Source organism: Paenibacillus cucumis (ex Kampfer et al. 2016), from assembly GCF_019748695.1.
GTDB lineage: Bacteria > Bacillota > Bacilli > Paenibacillales > Paenibacillaceae > Paenibacillus > Paenibacillus polysaccharolyticus.
Genome location: NZ_JACLIC010000023.1, coordinates 127,298 through 148,386 on the forward strand (window position 1 = coordinate 127,298; position 21,089 = coordinate 148,386).

At 45.5% G+C, this 21,089-nt stretch carries 22 protein-coding genes; all 22 read left to right on the plus strand.

The annotated features are described in order from the left end of the window. Positions 1-50: 50 nt before the first annotated feature. The 22 genes from H7T88_RS13835 (at position 51) to rpoD (ending at position 21,003) form a co-directional block, all read left to right on the plus strand. Positions 51-395, plus strand: coding sequence for a hypothetical protein (locus H7T88_RS13835; RefSeq protein WP_221788929.1), 345 nt, complete (start codon positions 51-53; stop codon positions 393-395). A 221-nt stretch (positions 396-616) separates the two neighbouring features. Further along, entirely contained in the window at positions 617-976 is a 360-nt protein-coding gene (locus tag H7T88_RS13840; protein WP_154983206.1) for a histidine triad nucleotide-binding protein, read from the plus strand. Between the two features lie 179 nt (positions 977-1,155). After that, positions 1,156-1,329 (plus strand): 30S ribosomal protein S21, encoded by a 174-nt coding sequence (gene rpsU, locus H7T88_RS13845; RefSeq protein ID WP_005547957.1) that lies wholly within the window; start codon positions 1,156-1,158, stop codon positions 1,327-1,329. A gap of 15 nt (positions 1,330-1,344) precedes the next feature. Beyond that, on the plus strand, positions 1,345-1,788 hold the full coding sequence (locus tag H7T88_RS13850; protein ID WP_090914751.1) for a GatB/YqeY domain-containing protein: 444 nt from the start codon (positions 1,345-1,347) through the stop codon (positions 1,786-1,788). Between the two features lie 432 nt (positions 1,789-2,220). Further along, positions 2,221-3,546 (plus strand): NfeD family protein, encoded by a 1,326-nt coding sequence (locus H7T88_RS13855; RefSeq protein WP_221789132.1) that lies wholly within the window; start codon positions 2,221-2,223, stop codon positions 3,544-3,546. A 162-nt stretch (positions 3,547-3,708) separates the two neighbouring features. After that, a complete protein-coding gene (floA, locus tag H7T88_RS13860) occupies positions 3,709-4,716 on the plus strand; it encodes a flotillin-like protein FloA (protein ID WP_154888033.1) in 1,008 nt (335 codons plus the stop codon). Positions 4,717-4,729: 13 nt separating this feature from the next. Further along, positions 4,730-5,305: a YqfB family membrane protein gene (locus tag H7T88_RS13865; protein ID WP_221788930.1), complete on the plus strand. Its 576-nt coding sequence runs from the start codon at positions 4,730-4,732 to the stop codon at positions 5,303-5,305. 204 nt (positions 5,306-5,509) lie between these two features. Next, positions 5,510-5,803 (plus strand): sporulation protein YqfC, encoded by a 294-nt coding sequence (yqfC, locus tag H7T88_RS13870; RefSeq protein ID WP_154888036.1) that lies wholly within the window; start codon positions 5,510-5,512, stop codon positions 5,801-5,803. Then, on the plus strand, positions 5,800-6,993 hold the full coding sequence (gene yqfD, locus H7T88_RS13875; RefSeq protein ID WP_221788931.1) for a sporulation protein YqfD: 1,194 nt from the start codon (positions 5,800-5,802) through the stop codon (positions 6,991-6,993). Before yqfC ends, yqfD begins: the two co-directional genes overlap by 4 nt. 6 nt (positions 6,994-6,999) lie before the next feature. Next, positions 7,000-7,971, plus strand: a complete 972-nt coding sequence (locus H7T88_RS13880; RefSeq protein ID WP_090914740.1) for a PhoH family protein — start codon at positions 7,000-7,002, stop codon at positions 7,969-7,971. 16 nt (positions 7,972-7,987) lie between these two features. Further along, entirely contained in the window at positions 7,988-10,237 is a 2,250-nt protein-coding gene (locus H7T88_RS13885; protein WP_090914738.1) for an HD family phosphohydrolase, read from the plus strand. 33 nt (positions 10,238-10,270) lie between these two features. Beyond that, a complete protein-coding gene (ybeY, locus tag H7T88_RS13890; RefSeq protein WP_090914736.1) occupies positions 10,271-10,768 on the plus strand; it encodes an rRNA maturation RNase YbeY in 498 nt (165 codons plus the stop codon). After that, complete coding sequence (locus H7T88_RS13895) at positions 10,768-11,145, plus strand: diacylglycerol kinase family protein (RefSeq protein ID WP_090914734.1); 378 nt, start codon at positions 10,768-10,770, stop codon at positions 11,143-11,145. The genes ybeY and H7T88_RS13895 overlap by 1 nt, the downstream gene beginning before the upstream one ends. Positions 11,146-11,484: 339 nt before the next feature. Continuing rightward, positions 11,485-11,898, plus strand: a complete 414-nt coding sequence (locus H7T88_RS13900; RefSeq protein ID WP_090914732.1) for a cytidine deaminase — start codon at positions 11,485-11,487, stop codon at positions 11,896-11,898. A gap of 32 nt (positions 11,899-11,930) precedes the next feature. Beyond that, a complete protein-coding gene (era, locus tag H7T88_RS13905; RefSeq protein ID WP_090914730.1) occupies positions 11,931-12,830 on the plus strand; it encodes a GTPase Era in 900 nt (299 codons plus the stop codon). Between the two features lie 126 nt (positions 12,831-12,956). Beyond that, entirely contained in the window at positions 12,957-13,097 is a 141-nt protein-coding gene (locus H7T88_RS13910; RefSeq protein WP_090914728.1) for a YqzL family protein, read from the plus strand. Positions 13,098-13,130: 33 nt separating this feature from the next. Beyond that, positions 13,131-13,883 carry a DNA repair protein RecO gene (gene recO, locus H7T88_RS13915; protein ID WP_090914726.1) on the plus strand — a complete coding sequence of 251 codons (753 nt, stop codon included), beginning with the start codon at positions 13,131-13,133 and terminating at the stop codon, positions 13,881-13,883. 416 nt (positions 13,884-14,299) lie between these two features. Beyond that, entirely contained in the window at positions 14,300-15,187 is an 888-nt protein-coding gene (gene glyQ / locus H7T88_RS13920) for a glycine--tRNA ligase subunit alpha (RefSeq protein WP_090914724.1), read from the plus strand. Continuing rightward, on the plus strand, positions 15,180-17,255 hold the full coding sequence (gene glyS / locus H7T88_RS13925) for a glycine--tRNA ligase subunit beta (protein WP_154888044.1): 2,076 nt from the start codon (positions 15,180-15,182) through the stop codon (positions 17,253-17,255). Before glyQ ends, glyS begins: the two co-directional genes overlap by 8 nt. 206 nt (positions 17,256-17,461) lie before the next feature. Next, positions 17,462-17,950, plus strand: a complete 489-nt coding sequence (locus tag H7T88_RS13930; protein ID WP_186331730.1) for a YaiI/YqxD family protein — start codon at positions 17,462-17,464, stop codon at positions 17,948-17,950. A gap of 47 nt (positions 17,951-17,997) precedes the next feature. Then, positions 17,998-19,818, plus strand: a complete 1,821-nt coding sequence (gene dnaG / locus H7T88_RS13935) for a DNA primase (protein ID WP_090915624.1) — start codon at positions 17,998-18,000, stop codon at positions 19,816-19,818. Positions 19,819-19,863: 45 nt separating this feature from the next. Beyond that, the gene (rpoD, locus tag H7T88_RS13940) at positions 19,864-21,003 is read left to right on the plus strand and encodes an RNA polymerase sigma factor RpoD (protein ID WP_154888049.1); all 1,140 of its coding nucleotides are present in this window, start codon (positions 19,864-19,866) and stop codon (positions 21,001-21,003) included. Positions 21,004-21,089 lie beyond the last annotated feature (86 nt).

Below are 21,089 nucleotides of genomic sequence, written 5' to 3' on the forward strand. Positions count from 1 at the left end.
GTTGAATAGGATGAAGGGTGAAGAAGAACTGAACTGGGAGGCGATTAGGCATGGATAAAAGTACGGCAAAGAAACTGTGTAAGGATCATATCCATCGTTATGTATGTATTCAGATGAATGATGGTTCACATTATGATGGCATTGTAGAGAACGTGGATGATGAGATGATTTATTTGGCTGTTCCGGTTGGCAATGAAGTCATGGCAGGCCATGCAAATGGAGCTCCAAATATGATGCCGATGGTTCAGTATCCGGCGACAACTGCTCGTGGATTTTATCCTGGATACGGGTACCCTGCTCCTTACCCTTATTATGGATATGGCCGCAGACGCTTCAACAGGCTGGTTCTGCCTTTATTTGCCCTGACGGCGTTAACCTTACTGCCGTACTATTAAAATGGTTTAAATTCCTTTTTAATCCGTATCAAAGAAATCATAATACAATCACGGTCATACCTCGGCAATGGGATACCCCTGCCTTCAGGTGTGGCTTTTTCTTTTACAGATGATTACAGAGAGGAAAGAAGTTATCTACCAGGCATTGGACGTACGATTTTACTTTTAGTATGATATAGGAGTATACATAATTTGAACTCATAGGAAGGAGGGATTGTACGATGGATTGCTTATTTTGCAAAATTGTAGAGGGCACCATTCCCTCCAACAAAGTACTGGAAAACGATCATGTAGTCGTATTTCACGATATTCATCCTGCGGCACCGACCCATGTGTTGATTGTTCCGAAGAAACATATCGCTTCCATGAATGATGTAACCGCAGAGGATATGCTCTTGATCGGAGAAATCCATATGGCTGCACAGGAGGCTGCCAATCGGCTCGGCGTGCAACAATCTGGATACCGCCTGATTAACAATTGCGGCCAAGATGGCGAGCAGACGGTGCACCATTTGCACTACCATTTGCTGGGCGGAACCAGACTTGGGGCGCTCACAAGTTTGTCTGATTCACACCAATAAGATCACGATATGATGCACTCAGGTTGCAATATTGTTTTTGCACTTGATAAATTGCTGTAGCTCAGCTAATATTAAGGGATCACGTTAAGGTTGACACTTTTATTGCCTTTCGCCTATAATGAAAGATGATGAACCGTGTTATTGCTCTTGGACGGTCTGGTCGGAGGGAGGGAAAACTGGTGTCTGAAACTAAAGTTCGCAAAAACGAGACTATTGATGCTGCACTTCGCCGTTTTAAACGTTCCATCGCTAAAGATGGCGTCTTGGCTGAGGTGAAGAAACGTAAGCATTATGAGAAGCCAAGCGTAAAGCGCAAGAAAAAGTCCGAGGCTGCTCGTAAGAGAAAGTTTTAGGAGGATTTTAACTACATGAATCTTAGCGAACGATTGAACGAAGATATGAAGCAAGCGATGAAGAGTAAGGACAAGTTCAGACTCTCCACCATTCGGTTGATTCGTTCGACGATCAAGAATCTTGAAATAGATTTGAAAAGAGATTTGGATGACAACGAAGTGCTTGATATCCTGAGTCGTGAAATCAAACAGCGCAAAGATGCCCTCCAAGAATTTGGCAAAGCAGGTCGCGAAGAACTCGCGGCAAATGCCGAAGCGGAAATTGAAATACTTATCCAGTATCTTCCTGCACAGCTTACCGAAGAAGAAATTAAAGTTATTGTACAGCAGACCATCCAGGAAACCGGTGCTTCTTCGAAAGCCGAGATGGGGAAAGTGATGGCGGCCCTTATGCCGAAAGTTAAAGGCAAAGCGGACGGCAAACTGGTTAATCAAGCAGTTCAACAATTTCTGCAATAAAGCAAATTCAATAAACACCTCCTGACTTGTCAGGGGGTGTTTTTTCATGCTCCATTCTATCTCTTCCTATCCCATCTCAGTTCATTACCTGTTCATCGACACGTGAGACTGCGGAATAGCTCTTTTGAGAGCGAGGTTTTAAAAAGATGGCAGATAAATAGTCATATAAAATTCTAAATAGGAGGCACTTTTATTTAGATTGCTCTTATCCACTTCTCATCGAATGTACATAAAGATTATAAATATTGGTTATAAAACATGATTTTGGATATATATTTCTTGCATTTGCTGGAGTATTCAAATATAATTTTAAGTTTTTGAAACGTAATGTTGCATTGTACGTAATAAATACCATAAGCTGGACAGTATAACATTATTGGAAAAGGGGGGACTAATGTGAGGGGAAAGCGCCGGAAGAAGCTTACGGGGTCAATGATGCTCTTGATGCTGCTGACGCTTTTACTTCCTGTCTGGATTGGAATACCGTCAGCACATGCAGCTGAGAAAAACGGCGCCGTATACGTAATTCCGGTGGATAAACCAATCGAGCAGGGATTAGGCAAATTCATGGAGCGTGGGTTCAAGGAAGCAGAGGAAATGAATGCTGGTTTGATCATTCTTGATATCAATACGCCTGGAGGCCGTGTGGATACTGCAGATGCGCTAGGCACGATGATTAAAGACAGCCCTATCGAAACGTTGGCATTTGTTCGGGGCGATGCTGCATCGGCAGGGAGTTTTCTTGCGCTAAATGCAGATAAGATCGTAATGTCACCAGGCAGCATGATTGGTGCTGCCGCCATGGTAGACAGCACAGGCAAACATGTTGACGATCCCAAGCTGGTTGCATTCTGGAAGAGCAAAATGCAAGGAGCGGCAGAGAAGAGCGGCCGTGATGGCGAGATCGCAGCTGGCATGACTGACGTCAATATGGTTGTAGAGATGCCGGAGATCAATAAAACCAAACAAAAAGGTGAAATTATTGCTCTCTCTGCTGAGGAAGCGCTGAAAGTGGGTTATGCAGACCATATCAGCAATACACCTGAAGAAGCAGCAACATGGCTTGGGTATAGTCAAGGAGATGTGTTCAAATTGGAACGCACTGCTGCAGAGAATATTTCTACCTTTTTGACCAATCCAATTGTGATGACCATACTGCTGTTCCTTGGTATTGCCGGTGTCATTATTGAACTGATTGTGCCTGGGTTTGGCGTTCCGGGAATCGTTGGGATTGTATGTTTTGTGCTTTATTTCTCTGGAAACTACATTGCGGGGTTTGCAGGGGCTGAGACATGGGTATTATTTACGGTCGGACTTGTCATGATGATTCTGGAGATGTTTATCCCGAGTTTTGGTATCCTGGGCATTTTGGGTTCCATTGCGCTGGTGGCCGGGGTTGTCAGGGCGGCTTACGACACAAGTGATGCATTCGTGTCCTTGGGAATTGCTTTTGGAGCTGCACTGGTCGTAATCGCAATTATCGCTGTAGTCTTTAAGGATCGAGGAATATGGAATCGATTCATATTAAGCGATAAGTTATCAGCTGATCGAGGATACTCCTCGGCGGCAGAGCGTAAAGAGCTGATCGGCTTGCAAGGCATCAGTCTGACACCTCTTCGTCCAGCAGGAACGGCGATGTTTGATGGTGAACGTGTCGATGTGGTCACAGATGGTGCATTTATTCCTGTGGATACACCCGTAATTGTCATCAAAGCGGAAGGTTCCCGGATTGTCGTACAACAGGCTTTGCCGGTGTAATTCTGCGTTTGCCGGAGTGATGATATCGCTTCGGCAAAGTACATAACCTTTTGCCAAGCTGCGGGCAATGTGGTGGAGTAATGTTTCAGCAGCGGATTAATCAGCGTCATTTCTGATGCTCTCTTTTACAAAAAACATATTGCAAACGGAGGAATTAAATCTATGGATCCAATGATCACGATTTTGCTCATCGCGGTGCTGGCTATTATCGTACTGAGCGTCTTTTTCAGCTTTTTCCCGGTTATGCTCTGGATTTCGGCCATTGCATCCGGCGTACGTGTAGGTATCATTACGCTGGTGGCGATGAGATTGAGACGTGTAACACCAAGTCGAATTGTTAACCCGTTGATCAAAGCAACAAAAGCAGGTCTTGGTTTAAATATTAACCAACTGGAAAGTCACTTCCTAGCTGGTGGTAACGTTGACCGCGTTGTTAATGCTTTGATTGCTGCGCAACGTGCAAACATTCCACTCGAATTCGAACGTGCTGCTGCGATTGACCTGGCAGGCCGTGACGTATTGCAAGCCGTGCAAATGAGTGTTAACCCACGTGTTATCGAAACACCAATCGTATCTGCCGTTGCCAAAGACGGTATCGAAGTTAAAGTTAGAGCACGAGTTACGGTTCGTGCCAACATTGATCGCCTCGTCGGTGGTGCTGGTGAAGAAACGATTATTGCTCGTGTCGGCGAAGGTATTGTAAGTACGAACGGTTCTTCGAACTCTCACAAAGATGTCTTGGAAAATCCGGATTTGATCTCTCGTACTGTATTGTCCAAAGGATTGGATGCAGGTACTGCATTTGAAATCCTGTCTATTGATATTGCGGACGTAGACGTAGGTAAAAACATTGGTGCCTTCTTGCAAACCGAGCAGGCGGAAGCAGATAAACGTATTGCGCAAGCAAAAGCGGAAGAGCGTCGTGCGATGGCCGTAGCACAAGAACAAGAGATGAAAGCGCGCGTTGTTGAGATGAGAGCGCGTGTCGTTGAGTCCGAGTCCCAAGTACCACTCGCCATGTCCGAAGCGCTTCGTAGTGGCAAAATTGGCGTAATGGACTATATGAACCTGAAAAACATTGAAGCGGATACTCAGATGCGTAACACTTTGGGGAAACCTGCTGAAAGTTCGAATTCCAATGATCAGGGTGATTCCAAAAACGGAAGATAGGCGGTGAATGTAAATGAGCCTATTTGAATGGATATTTAACAATCTCTATGTTGTAGCAGTTATTGCTTTTGCCCTCTTTTCATTCCTCGGAAAGCTTGGGAAGTCTGCAAAACCGAATCAGAAGCGTCCTGGTAACGGGATGCCCACATTTGGCGGTGGCGAAGATGCGAATCGTCGCTCAGAAAATGACTCTCAGCAACAGTCATCCAGACCGGATGAACGCCGTTATGAGGAGCAATATGATGAGCGTTACGACGAACGGTATGACCAGCCGTACTCTGAACCAGCAACATCCTCTAGTCCAGGAGATGAGTTTAGAGGTGACCAATCACTGGATAGCATGCGGAGTTCGGTAGATGAGCAGATGAGATTGATGGAAGAGCAGCAACGTATGATACAGGACAGACTGAATCGTATTTCTTCAGCGACTTCTCCATCTGTATCGAATTCAAGTATAGAAGAGGCAGATACAACGGATTCAGTGCCCTCTCTTCTTCGTCAAGAGGAGATTCGTACGGGAGTGCTTTGGGCGGAGGTACTGGGTTCTCCTCGTTCGAAGCAACCTTTTGGAACGAGAGGGAAGTTGTAAAAGTAAGTGAGAATAAAGACGATAAGCGATTCGCCCGTTTTAAAATAGAACGAAGCCTTTTCTGGGAGCATAAAGCCTCCAGAAAAGGCTTTTTTCGTATGCCTTTATTTTCAGCAAAATATGTACGTAACCTCTCACCAATTCTTCATAATTTCCTGAATTTGCGCATAAGTTGAACTGTAGAGGAAGGGGGAAGACCTTCGAATGACCCGGATCAGCCGCAAGCTGCGCAGATGGACCAGTGAGGTGCTGGATCTGCCGCAGGATGTGCTTTATGATATGCCACGGTTAACCCTGATCGGCAGTAAGCAACTGTATATAGAGAATCATCGCGGTGTCATCCATTTCACGCCGGATCGCATCGTACTGGCTCTTTCACAAGGTCAATTGGAGATTAGAGGTAACGCTTTGGTCATACGTAACATTTTGCCAGATGAAGTAGCTATAGAAGGTACGATTCTGGATATTCATATGAATGGAGTGGAGGGGAACGGATGAAGCAGCCTAGTCTGTATAAATTGCGTGGAGCTGTGCGAATCAAAGTTACAGGCGGAGATATCGAGACATTAATTAATACGATAACAGAGCAGAGACTGAGTGTATGGGATCTACGTGCACAGGATGGACGCCAGGCGGAGATGAGCATTTTGCTTCCGCACTTTTTCAGACTGCGTCCTATTGTAAAAGGGACAGGCTGCAGAGTGAAAATTGTGCACCGTAGCGGTTTTCCTTTTTTTCTGGCTCGTCTGTTTCGCAGAAAGTTTTTTGTAGGGGGCATGCTGTTCTTTGTAGCGGCATTATTTGCGCTATCGTCTATGATCTGGAATGTAGAAGTGAAAGGGAATGTAACGATTCCGACAGACGAAGTGCTGGCCGCGGCTAAAAAAGAAGGCATCTACCCCTTTCAATGGGGGTTTCGAATGAAAAGTCAGGACAAGCTCTCCAGACAGCTGGCGCTGGCATTGCCCGATGTGACCTGGATTGGCGTAACGAAAGAGGGGACAAGGGTTACGATTCAAGTCGTTGAGTCAGCACAGCCTAAGCGCGAGCCTCTACTGAATCCAAGACATCTCATCAGTAAATCAGATGCGGTGGTCACTCAGATCTATGCTGAAGAGGGTCGCCCCGTAGTACAGAAGAACGCGCGTGTAAAGAAAGGACAAGTGCTGATCTCAGGCATTCTGGGTGATGAGGAAAATACAAAAACGATTGTTGCCAAAGGCGAAGTCCGGGGCATGGTCTGGCGGGAATATGATATACAGGTTCCCTTGATTCAGAAACATCAGACGATGACTGGAGAAAGCAAAGAGCGGTTTTACGTGGTGCTGGGAGATTGGGCAATTCAATTATGGGGGTACGGAAAAACTCCTTTTAGTTCATATGACACGGATACGTATCACAAACCTCTGACCTGGCGTTCATTTACCTTGCCGATGGGATGGATGACGGAAAAGGATATGGAAACGAATTTCCATCAGGAAGAGCAAGGTGTGGATTGGGCTAAAACGAAGGGATTGGAAGGGGCAAGAAATGATATTTTAGCCAAAAACGGTAAAGGCACAAAAATTTTAAGTGAAAAAATTTTGCATGAGAAGAAAGAGAATGGTAAAGTTTATATGAAAGTATTATTTGAAGTGGAAGAAAGCATCGCGGAAGAACTTCCGTTAGTCCATAGTCAAGGAGAATGAGGATATTTGTCAGAGCAAACACGCAGTATACAAATCTCGCTCCAAAGTGCGGGAGAGGGGCAATCTCTGTTTGGACCCCAAGATATTTTTCTGAAACTGATTGAATCCGAGATTCCAGCCCAGATCGCTTCACGCGAAGCAGAGATTAATATCTTTGGTACTGTGCAACAGGTGGAATCACTTGAACAACTATTTGATGTATTACTGCAATTGATTCGCAATGGGTATGTGTTGACTGAAAGAGATGTCCAATATGCGATAGAGCTTGCTAAAGATTTGCGTGCGGATCAGCTGCTGGATCTGTTTAAAGGTGAAATTACGACGACATACCGTGGTAAACCGATTCGTGTAAAAACGATTGGACAGAAACATTACGTAACCACGATTAAAAAACGGGATATTGTATTCGGGATTGGTCCTGCCGGAACCGGTAAAACGTATCTGGCTGTTGTGCTGGCTGTAGCCGCTCTTAAAGAGGGGAGTGCCAAACGCATTGTGCTTACACGGCCTGCGGTTGAAGCGGGCGAAAGTCTGGGTTTCCTGCCAGGTGATCTGCAGGAGAAAGTAGATCCGTACCTAAGACCTCTGTATGACGCTCTATACGACGTTATGGGACAAGAACAGACGGCTAAGGCTCTAGAACGCGGATTAATTGAAATCGCTCCCTTGGCCTATATGCGTGGGCGTACGCTCGATGATTCCTTTATCATTCTGGATGAGGCCCAGAACACAACGCCTGAACAGATGAAAATGTTTTTAACCCGTCTTGGGTTTGGTTCCAAGATGGTCATCACCGGAGATGTGACACAGATTGATTTACCGCGTGGCAAAAAATCAGGACTTGTGGAAGCGAGTACGATCCTGGGTGAAGTTCAGGAAATTGGATTCGTGCATTTCGCCGAACAGGATGTCGTGCGTCACTCCCTCGTTCAGAAAATCATTGTGGCTTACAACCACGCCGCAGAAAATCAAGCATAGAAAGGGATTGTCTAAAGTGACCTCGAAAGAAATGTCAAAAGGCAAATCTTTTCAAAATAGAGCGACAGGATGGAAGTATAGCGTGTGGGCGCGCTATCTTCTCTTTTTGTTTTTAGTGATCCTCTTTTACGTGAGTCTTTCTTCCAAACTGTTGCCTGAGCGCTACGACATTCAGGAAGGTACTCGCAGTGAGGTAGACATTGTTGCGCCAATGCAGATTCCGAATAACAAGGCTACACTGAAAGCACAGGAAGAAGCGGCCGAACGTGTGCAGCCGATATATCAGATCGTGCAGATGCGTAACGAAAACCTGATGACAACGCTACTGGATCGCATTGACCGTTTGAATCAGGACGACCAGATCTCAAGCCAGGATAAGATTGATATCTATCGGGATGAGATCCCGCAACGTCAGAAAGATTTTGTGTCTAACTATATTAATAACAATCGGAAAACAGGTACATACTCCGACACTTTACTGGAAGAGATCCGAAACGTCGTACAGGAACAAAGTTACCGTATTCCTGAAGAAACGTATATCAAAATCTCACGTCTGACTTCAGATGATATTCAGGAAATGAAACCTGTTGCACGAGACATTGTGGCGAGATTGATGACAGACCAGGTTAGCGAGGCTACAACTGCTCGAGCGAAAGTGGCGGAGATGGTCAGCGCAAGCTCGCTTAGCAAACGTACGCAGCGTGAAGTGGTACAGGAACTTACGCGGCTGGTGGTAACGGCTAACCGTTTTTATGATGAAGAGGGTACCAAGGAAGCGAAGGTCCAAGCTCGTGAGAATACACCGACGGTGTTTATCAAGCAAGGGGACGCGCTTGTATCTAAAGGGGAGATGATTACCCCGGAAATGTATGCGCTGCTTAATGAAAATGATTTGCTGAAAAACGAAGTCAACTACTGGCCACAGCTGGGATTGCTTTTGTTCTCCTGTATGCTGTCGGCAGCGATTTTAATGTTTATTCAGCAAGGCAGTGGAACACATTTCAAATATAATAATGCCCAACTGCTTATGCTTGTTCTCATCTTTATTATTTCGATTGTTGTCATGCATGTGACAGCCTTAATTCAGACCAATGAACGTCCATTTATCGGGTTTCTAGCACCGGTGGCTGTTGGAGCGATGCTGATCGCGCTATTACTGGATACATCCCTTGCATTTGTGTGCTCGATTCTTATCGGTATGCTGTCCAGCATTATTTTGAATACACACCAGGGTCAGCTTTTTGACTTTGAACTTGGCTTCTTTGCAGTTGTCGTTTCGTTTGTGGCAATTTTTGCAACGCACCGAGCGAGCCAGCGGTCAACCATCTTAAAAGGAGCTATCATGGTCTGTCTGTTCGGATCTTTGGCTGTCTTTACACTGGCTTTAATTGATACAGGGGACTGGAACAGAACAACAACGCTGTACGGCATTGGATACGCATTTGCAGGCGGGGTACTGACAGCTATTCTGGTTATCGGGCTGATGCCGTTTTTTGAAACGTCGTTTGGCATTCTATCCGCACTTAAACTGGTTGAGCTTTCGAATCCGAATCATCCATTACTTCGCAAGCTGCTTACAGAGACACCGGGTACGTATCACCATAGCGTTATGGTTGGCAATCTATCCGAAGCGGCTGCCGAGGCTATAGGTGCCAATGGATTGCTCTGTCGCGTAGGGTCGTATTATCATGATATCGGGAAGACCAAGCGGCCTATCTATTTTATTGAGAACCAAAACAATATGGAGAATCCGCATGATTCGATTGATCCCAAGCTCAGTAAGTCCATTATCGTTGCGCATGCGCGGGATGGCGTTGAGATGCAGAAGGACTATAAGCTACCGAAGCCGATACGGGATATTGCCGAACAACATCATGGTACTACATTCCTCCATTACTTCTACCACAAGGCGCTGCGTCAGGCGGAAGAAGCGGGGATTGAACCGGATTTCACGGAAGAAGATTTTCGTTATCCGGGACCGAAAGCACAATCGAAGGAGTCTGCTATTGTAGGGATTGCCGACAGTGTTGAAGCGGCCGTTCGTTCGTTACGCAAGCCTACGGTGGAGCAGGTAGAGTCTATGATTGAAAAAATTATCAAAGGTCGCCTGGATGATCATCAGTTTAACGATTGTGACCTTACGATGCGTGAGCTGGATATCGTGGCCAAAACATTAAAGGAAACGGTTATGGGCATTTTCCACTCCAGAATCGAGTATCCGGAAGAGATCAAGAAACCTAAACCGACGGCACCTGAAGCCGGTTAATCAATATTACGAGCAGACAGGAGTTATGAAAGAATGAGTCTTAACCTCGCATGGAATAATGAACAACAGGATAAAGAAATTACAGAACCGATGATCGCGATGCTGGAGCAATTGTTGACTCTCGCAGGTGGAGCTGAAGGAATCACGGAAGGAGAAGTTGCGCTCACGTTTGTTGATGATGAGCAGATTCACGAACTGAACCGTGATTATCGTGGTATCGACCGTCCTACAGACGTATTGTCTTTTGCGATGAACGAATCAGTGGATGAAGAGCTCGACATTATTTACGAGCTTGATGAGGACGAGGAAATGGAAGAAATGCCAGATGTCCTTGGAGACATCATCATTTCTGTTCCACGGACGATATTGCAGAGTGAAGAATATGGACACTCATTTGAGCGTGAGCTTGGTTTCCTGTTTGTTCATGGTTTCTTGCATCTCCTTGGTTATGACCATCAGGATGAAGCAAGTGAGGCAGAGATGATGGGGAAACAGGAAGCTGTTCTTGCTCAAGCCGGGTTGACACGATAATGAAGAGGCGCTCCTGGGGTCTTGTATTTCTCAACGCTCTGGAAGGAATTGCTTACGGCTTGCGTACGCAGCGGAATGTTAGAGTTCACACAGGAGTAGCTATTTTGATGTGCGCAGCCGGATTTTTTTTCCACATCTCCAGAACGGACTGGATGTTTGTGTTGACAGCTGTATTTATGGTGCTGGTCACTGAATTGATGAATACAGCCGTAGAAGCCGCGGTTGATTTGGCCCAGCCTGATATTCATCCGCTCGCAAAAGCGGCAAAAGACACCGCGGCTGGAGCAGTTTTACTGGCTGCGGTGTTCGCTGTGATCATAGGATGTATTGTTTTTCTCAAACCAGTGCTTGCTTGGTTGAGAGTTTTGTTGGGATAACAACCATCAAAAGGTTATTCTGTCATCGGAGTGCCCCAGTGTAATCTTAAGGTTTGAATGTTTTAATTGCACACCACCAATAAAAGTGTGCTTCTGCTTTTAAGTTGGTTTCCTAGAGATTACACGATAACGGAGAGGACAGAAAAAACCAGGAGAAGCGAAGTGCTCGCCTTTATCCACGGATTTTCACTTTGGAAAAAGTGATTGAAGAAATCCGAGGATAACAGCGATCGGAAGGTTATTCTGTCATCGGAGTGCCCCAGTGTAATCCCCAAAGGTTCGAATCAACTTAACTCAAAGAGCACGCCTTTATACACACCCTAAGGGAGAGAAAAATAAATGGACAATGGCTTGTTAATGCAGGAAGCAATAAAGGCACGCACAAAGGCGTACACGCCATATTCCCATTTTGGGGTAGGCGCAGCTTTGCTGGATAGCGAAGGACATGTGCATCATGGTTGCAACATTGAAAATGCGGCATATACACCGGGTAATTGTGCTGAGCGTACCGCTATGTTCAGTGCTATTGCCGGAGGGCATAAGCCGCGCAGTTTCAAAGCGATGGCTATCGTGGGAGATACCGAAGGGCCGATTGCCCCTTGTGGTGTATGTCGTCAAGTGATGTATGAATTGTGTGAACCAGACATGAAAGTCATTTTGGGTAATTTAAAAGGTGACTTGTTAGAAACAACAGTTGCTGAATTGCTACCATGGGCGTTTGGTCCCTCAGACCTGAACTCTGCCAAAAAATAAAATTCCAGGCCTAGGCGCCTGAGGAGGAACATATGAAAAAACAAGCATTTAAATCCGGATTCGTTGCAATTATTGGACGTCCTAACGTGGGTAAGTCTACTTTGATGAATCAGGTGATTGGCCAGAAAATTGCAATTATGTCTGACAAGCCGCAAACCACGCGTAACAAAATTCATGGGGTTTACACATCCGAAGAACAACAAATCGTATTCCTGGACACGCCGGGTATTCACAAACGTCAATCCAAGCTCGGGGATTACATGAATGAAACAGCATTGAACACACTTGGTGAGGTTGAAGCTGCCTTATTCCTGATCGATGCATCTGAAGGTATGGGGGGCGGAGATCGATACATTGCGGAACAACTGAAAAGTGTACGGACACCTGTCATTTTGGTCATGAATAAAATCGACAAAATTGCACCGGAGGCGTTGCTGCCACTGATTGAGGAATATCGCAAACTGCATGATTTTGCAGAAATTGTGCCTGTCTCAGCTATGCTTGGTAGCAATGTGAGCACGCTACTGGAGCAAATCGGTAAGTACTTGCCGGAAGGGCCTCAGTACTACCCTGAAGACCAAGTGACGGATCACCCTGAGCAGTTTGTCTGCGCAGAGCTTATTCGTGAGAAAATTTTGCAAATGACACGTGAAGAAGTGCCTCACTCCATTGCCGTGACGATAGAAGATATGAAAGTTCAGGATAATGGTGTCGTTTATATATCCGCAGTCATCTTTGTAGAACGTGATTCACAAAAAGGGATCATTATCGGCAAGCAAGGGGCGTTGCTCAAAGAAGTAGGTAAGCGTGCTCGTCAAGATATCCAAAATCTGCTTGGCTCCAGAATTTTCATGGATCTGTGGGTTAAAGTGAAAAAAGACTGGAGAAATCAGGATCGCGTTTTGCGTGACCTTGGTTTCGGACGAGAGTAGTCGTTACTACGTAATGTAATATCAGCTTAATGTTTATCCATTAATTGCAACACATAGTTTTCCTTGCAGGACTCCATCCTATCGGGTATAACCAGTCGTCATTTCCGAAGAGAGGATGAATTTCCGATGCGGGATTTTTCATGGAAGGTATTTTCAATGACAGGGGATGTAGAATCCTATTTGTTATATACCGAGACGTGTAACTCGTCAGGACAGGAGTCAGACACTGCAAGGGAAGTGAGTGAAGATGAAGAAGCGAAAGAATAAAGAGCTGATTCAGGAATGGTTAGGTGACGAGGCATGTTATATAGGGTGGAAGGCATTGTCATCCGCAGCATGGACTACGGTGAGGGAAATAAAATTGTAACGCTTTGCACTGAAAGTGGTGGAAAAGCGGGTGTACTCGTTCGGGGTGCCAAAAAGCCCAAAAGTCGGCATGCTGCACTGGTGCAGCCCTTTACTTATGGTCAATATGTTTATTTTCGCAACACAGGTCTCGGTACACTGAATGCTGGAGAAATTATCGAATCCAATCATGAGCTCAGGGAAGATTTGGTGAAGGCGGCTTATGCTTCCTATGCATGTGAACTGCTCGATCGAGTGCTTCAGGATGAAGAGACGGGAGCGTTTTGGTTCAAGCAACTAAAAGCCTGTTTGCAGGCTTTGAAAGAAGATAAAGATCCGTTAGTCATTATAAGTCTGTATGAGATGAAAATATTACAGGCAGCTGGTTACGGACCACAGCTGGATGAGTGTATCTCGTGCAACCAAGAGCGGCCGGATGAGCAGTTATTTATCAGCCCCAGACTTGGTGGTGTCTTATGCAGGGCATGTAAACATTTTGATCCGCCAGCGATGTCCGTTAGTCCAAAGACTTTAAAGTTGCTTCGGTTGTTTGTACAGCTGGATCTACAGCGGTTGGGAAATATATCGGTAAGTGACTCTACCCGTAATGAAATTAAAAAAATAATGCGTGCCTTCATGGATCACCAGTTAGGTTTGCATCTCAAGTCCCGTTCTTTCCTGGATCAAATGGAAAAGTACGGGATTTGAACTGTGGTCACACTTGAAAATAGTTATTGACTTCATCTTTAAATTTATATATTATGAAATATAAATTCTCTTTTTGGAGACATGCATTGAACGAGAAAGTAGGAAACTCGATTTAAAATATGATTGATACACGTATGAGCTGATAATTTGCTTGTGCATCAATGATAAGCGAGTCAGGGACGGTGAGAGCCTGATTGAATCGGTTTGTGAACAGGGCACTCGGGAGCATGAATGGACACGGAAAAGTGGGCCGGGATCAGACAAGGATTTGTTTGACTCAGGCCAAGTAGGGTGGAACCGCGGGAATAGCTCTCGTCCCTACGTCTGTACATCAGGCGTAGTGGGGCGAGGGCTATTTATTATTGCCTGCACACCTCCTATGCTTGCTAACAAACTACCCGAAAAGGAGCATGATTATGAATTTTCAGCAGATGATCTTGACGCTGCAACAATTCTGGGCCGAGCATAACTGTATTATCGTTCAGCCATATGATACGGAAAAAGGGGCAGGCACGATGAACCCGATGACCTTTTTACGTTCACTTGGACCAGAGCCTTGGAAAGTGGCTTATGTTGAGCCTTCCCGCCGTCCATCCGATGGACGTTATGGCGAGAACCCTAACCGGTTGTATCAGCATCACCAATTCCAGGTCATTATCAAGCCTTCTCCGGATAATATCCAGGAAATCTACTTGGAAAGTTTGAATCGTTTGGGAATTGATCCGCTCAAGCATGATATCCGGTTTGTTGAAGACAACTGGGAGAACCCTTCGCTTGGTTGTGCAGGTCTTGGTTGGGAAGTGTGGCTTGACGGGATGGAGATTACGCAATTTACGTATTTCCAGCAGGTCGGTGGAATCGAAACGAATCCAGTAGCAGTGGAGATCACGTATGGTATGGAGCGTCTTGCTTCTTACATACAGGAAAAAGAAAATGTATTTGATCTTGAATGGGTCGAAGGTATTGCCTATGGCGACGTATTCCGTCAACCTGAATATGAGCATTCCAAGTATACATTTGAAATCTCTGACGTAAAGATGCTATTTACCCTTTTTAATATGTATGAAGAAGAAGCGAACAAAGCGATGGCACAGCACTTGGTATTCCCGGCATATGACTATGTGTTGAAGTGTTCCCATACGTTCAACTTGCTCGATGCGCGCGGGGCGATCAGTGTTACAGAACGCACAGGGTACATTACCCGTGTCCGCAACCTTGCTCGTCAAGTGGCAGCAACATATGTGGAAGAGCGTGAGAAGCTGGGCTTCCCGCTGATCAAGAAAGGGGGAGCCGAGAATGTCTAAGGATCTGTTGTTTGAGATTGGTCTGGAAGAAGTGCCTGCTCGTTTTATGCGCGCAGCTATCGCACAACTTCAGGAACGCATTGTGAAATGGCTTGATTCATCCCGTATTGCCTATGGTGAAGTGCAGGCTTACGCGACACCACGCCGTCTAGCCGTTCTGATTCAGAACGTAGCCGACAAACAGGAAGATGTGGAAGAAGAGGTAAAGGGGCCTTCCCGCAAAATAGCGCTGGATGACAGCGGTAACTGGAGCAAAGCAGCACTCGGATTTGCACGCAGTCAAGGTGTTGAGCCTGATCAATTTACCTTCAAAGAACTGAACGGTGTTGAATACATTTATGCAACGAAAAGTAGCAAAGGTGTAGAGACAGCATCCGTTATTGGCGAAGGTTTGTTATCCGTATTACACGCAATGACATTCCCGAAATTTATGCGCTGGGCGTCCTACGATTTCAAATTTGTTCGTCCTATTCGCTGGATTGTTGCATTGTTTGGCACGGAAGTGATTGATCTTGAAGTAACGGGTGTAAAAGCGGGTAACGTAACTCGTGGGCATCGTTTCCTGGGCAATGAAGCTGTGGTATCTGAGCCTTCGGTGTACGTAGATGTGCTTCGTGCTCAGCATGTCATTGCAGATATTTCTGAACGTGAGCAGATGATTGTATCCCAGATTGAGGCGCTGGCTGCCGAGAAAAACTGGAATATTGCAATCAAAGAAGATTTGCTTGAAGAGGTACTATTCCTTGTCGAAACACCAACCGTACTGTTTGGTACATTTGATTCCTCGTTCTTGAACATTCCGCAGGAAGTTTTGATTACTTCAATGCGTGAGCATCAACGTTACTTCCCTGTGTTGAATCAGGAAGGTCAGCTGTTGCCTTACTTTGTTACGGTTCGTAACGGGGGCGCTGATTCCCTTGATGTTATCGCCAAAGGAAACGAGAAGGTGCTGCGTGCCCGTCTGTCAGATGCAAAATTCTTTTATGAGGAAGACCAGAAGCTGGAGATTAAGGACGCATTGTCCAAACTTGAAAGCATCGTATTCCAAGAAGAACTTGGCACAGTGGGAGATAAGGTTCGCCGCATTCGCAAAATTGCTGACAGCCTGGCTACGAAATTGCAAGTATCTGGTGATGTGGCTGAATCGGTTAGCCGGTCCGCAGATATCTGCAAGTTCGATCTGGTTACGCTGATGGTTGGCGAATTCCCTGAGTTGCAAGGTGTGATGGGTGAGGATTACGCTCATAAAGCTGGTGAAAAAGAAGAAGTTGCTAAGGCTGTATTCGAGCATTATCAACCTCGTTTTGCTGGTGATCAATCTCCTGCATCTCTTGTGGGTGCGATTGTTAGTGCGGCAGATAAAATGGATACAATTGTAGGATGTTTCTCTATTAATATTATTCCTACAGGTTCTCAGGATCCGTACGCACTTCGACGCCAGGCAGCAGGTATTGTACAAATTTTGCTGGATCATCAACTTCCGCTGACCTTGTCTGATGTCTTCGGCGCAGCACTTGAAGTTCACGCTCAGATGAATCTGTTGAAACGTGCAGATGCAGAGGTGCGTAAAGATTTACAGGACTTCTTCGCATTGCGTGTGAAAAAATTGCTGTCGGAAACGGTTCGTTATGACGTTGTTGATGCAGTGATTGCTTCCGGATTCGATGATATTAGTGCAATCGTTCCAAAAGGTGAAGCGTTGATGAAAGCTGTGCTGGCAGCGGAAGAATTCAAAACAACACTGGAATCGTTCAACCGTGTAGGAAACTTGGCTAGCAAAGCATCGAACGCTTCGGTACATCCTGAACTGTTTGTAGAAGATGGAGAGCGTCAGCTATTTGATGCCTGGAATCAAACAAACGAAGCCTATCGCGATGCATTGTCCAAACATAACGCTTCAGAAGCTTTGGCTATCGCTTCAGCATGGAAGAAAGCCATCACGGTGTTCTTTGATTCTGTTATGGTCATGGCCGAAGATGAAGCGGTACGTGCGAATCGACTGGCTCTTCTTGCTGCCATAGATCAAGATTTGAAAGGGTTTGCTGATTTCTCCAAACTGGTTGGATAAGTACTGCAGTTCAATGATTATCTTTGTACAATTCAGCAAAACATAAATACAGTATTAAAGAACGAAATATGAGGGTATAAATATACGGAACGGGTTGCTCAATGATTTGGACAACCGCTCCGTATTTTTAGCCTCTGTTTTTTCTCCATTAGACTCAGAAGGATTTTCAATGACTGAGGTCGTATATTACAATATGCAGATATTTTATGAAACCGGGTGGTATAGGTTTGAGTGAATTGAATATACGTCACATCGTAGTTGATGGAGATGCTTGCCCGGTCAAGACGGAGATCGCTAACACTGCACGTCTCTTTCAGGTTCCTGTATTACTTGTTTCTTCCTTTGATCATTTGTTGCAAGGGGGGGAAGGTGTACGAACCGTGCAAGTGGATCGTAGTGATCAGAGCGCAGATCTGTACATCGCGAATCATATTAAGCCATATGATGTGGTTATTACGCAGGATTATGGACTCGCGGCGCTGGCTCTTGGCAAACGTTGTTATGTTTTATCTTTTAGAGGCCGAGAATTTAACGATCGAGATATTGATTTTATGCTCGATTCCCGCCATACTGCGGCCAAAGCTAGGCGCAGAGGGCATTATGGGAAAGGCCCAAAACCCTTTACAGAGCAGGATCGAGAAATTTTTCAACATAAACTGACAAAACTTTTGAAAGATTTGCAGGAGAATGTGTAAGTTTATCGAATTATATTTACGTGTTAGAAGAGATGAAGGTGGCCGAGATGAGTACCGGACAAGGCGGAATACCCGAAAGTATTATTGAATCGGTATTGCAACAGCATGATATCGTCGATACGGTAAGCCGATTTGTGCATCTGACCAAGCAGGGGAAATATATGAAAGGCCTCTGCCCTTTTCATTCCGAGAAGACGCCTTCGTTCACCGTTACACCTGAGAAACAGATTTTCTATTGCTACGGTTGCGGCACGGGCGGAAATGCCATCAAATTTAGGATGGAAATCGAAGGGTTATCCTTTCCCGAGGCTGTCAAAACGATGGCAGAAGAAAGTCATATCTCCATGGGTGACTGGCAGGGTCGTGAATCTGCTCATGTAAATCCGGAGACAGCACGTCTGCTGGAAGCTTATGAGCTTACCTCGAAGCTGTATCATTTTCTGTTGAAAAATACAGAGCATGGCAAAGTGGCCATGGAATATTTACGCTCGCGAGGTATTGGTGACAAATTGATTGATCAGTTCCAGATTGGTTATGCGCCAAATCGTTGGGACACGCTCGTACAATTTCTGGAGAAGCGCACTTATCCACTCGATGAGATGGAACGAGGCGGACTTCTGTCAGAACGAAGTGAAGGTCACGGATATGTGGACAAGTTCAGAGATCGAATCATGTTTCCGATCCATGGTAGAAGTGGCAAACCGATTGCATTTGCAGGGCGGATCTTGGGGGATGGACAGCCGAAATATTTGAACTCGCCAGAAACAAGGTTGTTCAACAAAGGCCGTGTTCTCTACAATCTGCACCAAGCTAAAAATGCAATACGGAAACAGAGACAGGTCATTTTGTTTGAAGGCTACGGTGATGTGATCTCCGCGTGGGATCAGGACGTTCAGAATGGTGTCGCAGCCATGGGAACGGCGCTTACGGAGAATCAGGCTTTAATGATCAAGGGCATGTGTGATGAGGTTATCCTCTGTTATGACGGCGACCGAGCCGGACAGGCTGCCGCAATGAAAAACTTCCCCATTTTGGAGGAGGCTGGATTGCAGGTTAAGGTGGCACTCATTCCTGAGGGACTTGATCCAGATGATTTTATTCGCAAGCACGGCGGTGAACGATTCCGTAACCAGATTGTTGATGGCGCCGTAACAACAACAAAATTTAAGCTTATAAACCTCAAGAAAAACCATATACTGCTAGAAGGCGGTGGACAAATCGCTTATTCCAAAGAAGCAGTGAAATTGATTGCTCCCTTGTCCTCACCAACAGAGCGTGAAGTGTATCTTCGTGAACTTGCTGCTGAAGTCGATGTTTCTTTCGAAACATTGAAGCAAGAATGTAACGAGGAACGGGAAGCGATGAAAAATAACGAGGATTATGGGGATAATAACCCGAAAAGGTGGAATAATGGTAGGCAACAAAATAGGCAGGTGCCTACACCCAATCTGTTGCCGGCATACCATGCTGCTGAGCGCAAACTGATTGCCTGGATGTTACAGGATGATGAAGCGGCTCAGTATGTAAATGAACATCTTGGCGAAGCTTTTAACTTGGATGATCATGCAGCAATTGCTGCTTATCTATATGCCTATTATGCACAGGGCAAACCGCCGGATACAAGTCGTTTTATGTCTTCGTTGCATGATGATCGTCTGGAAAAGACGGTCAGCTCAATCTCGATGATGGATGGCCCGGGTGAATGGAGCGTCCAAGTGCTCGATGATTGCATCAGGGAAGTGTTGAAGTATCCGCGCAAAAAACAGTACGATTTAAAAAAGGAAGAAATGATTGCTGCAGAGCGGGCAGGTGATTCTGTACGCGCGGCACAAATTGCACTTGAGATGATTGCCCTAGAGAGACAGTGAACGTCTGGATGACTTGGATGTTTCTAGGGAGGAGGGAGTCGAGTTATGGCGAATGATCAGCATACTGAACTAGAAACAGAATTGACACTGGATCAGGTTAAAGATCAATTGATTGAATCAGGTAAGAAAAGAGCTTCACTCAACTATAAGGAAATTATTGAGAAACTTTCTCCGTTTGAGCAGGATGCAGAACAAATGGATGAGTTTTACGAACAACTCAGTGATCTCGGTATTGATGTTGTTAACGAAAATGATGAAGAGGTAACCCTTCGTCCTAGCGAGGATTCCGAAAACAATGGTCGAGAGGGAGACGATGAGTTCCACTTTGATGATGATCTAAGCTTGCCTCCTGGTATCAAAATTAATGACCCTGTGCGGATGTACCTCAAGGAGATTGGACGTGTACCGTTGTTGTCAGCTGATGACGAGGTGCAACTCGCAAAACGGATCGAAAACGGGGATGAAGAAGCGAAGCGCCGTCTGGCTGAAGCGAACCTTCGTCTCGTTGTAAGTATTGCGAAACGTTATGTAGGACGCGGAATGCTGTTCCTGGATCTGATTCAGGAAGGTAACATGGGTCTGATTAAAGCGGTAGAGAAGTTTGACCATAAAAAGGGTTACAAGTTCAGTACGTATGCGACATGGTGGATTCGTCAGGCGATTACACGTGCAATTGCTGACCAAGCACGTACGATCCGTATCCCTGTGCACATGGTAGAAACCATTAATAAGCTGATTCGGGTATCCCGTCAACTATTGCAGGAACTTGGACGCGAACCGACTCCTGAAGAAATCGCTGCGGAGATGGATCTAAGCGTAGAAAAAGTGCGTGAGATTACAAAAATTGCTCAAGAACCGGTTTCCTTGGAAACACCAATTGGTGAAGAAGACGATTCCCATCTGGGTGATTTCATCGAGGACCAGGAAGCATTGGCTCCAGCAGATGCTGCTGCCTATGAGCTTTTGAAAGAGCAGCTTGAAGATGTTCTGGACACATTGACGGAGCGTGAAGAAAATGTTCTTCGTCTGCGTTTTGGTCTGGACGATGGACGTACGAGAACACTTGAAGAAGTTGGTAAAGTTTTTGGTGTTACTCGTGAGCGTATTCGTCAGATTGAAGCCAAGGCTCTTCGTAAATTGCGTCACCCAAGTCGAAGCAAACGACTTAAGGATTTCCTCGAATAATTAAACTGTGGGAGACTTTCTGCGAGACGCTTTGGCGGCGGCGGGGTCTCCTTTCGTTTTAATTTGAACGGTTAGATTTCTTTCTT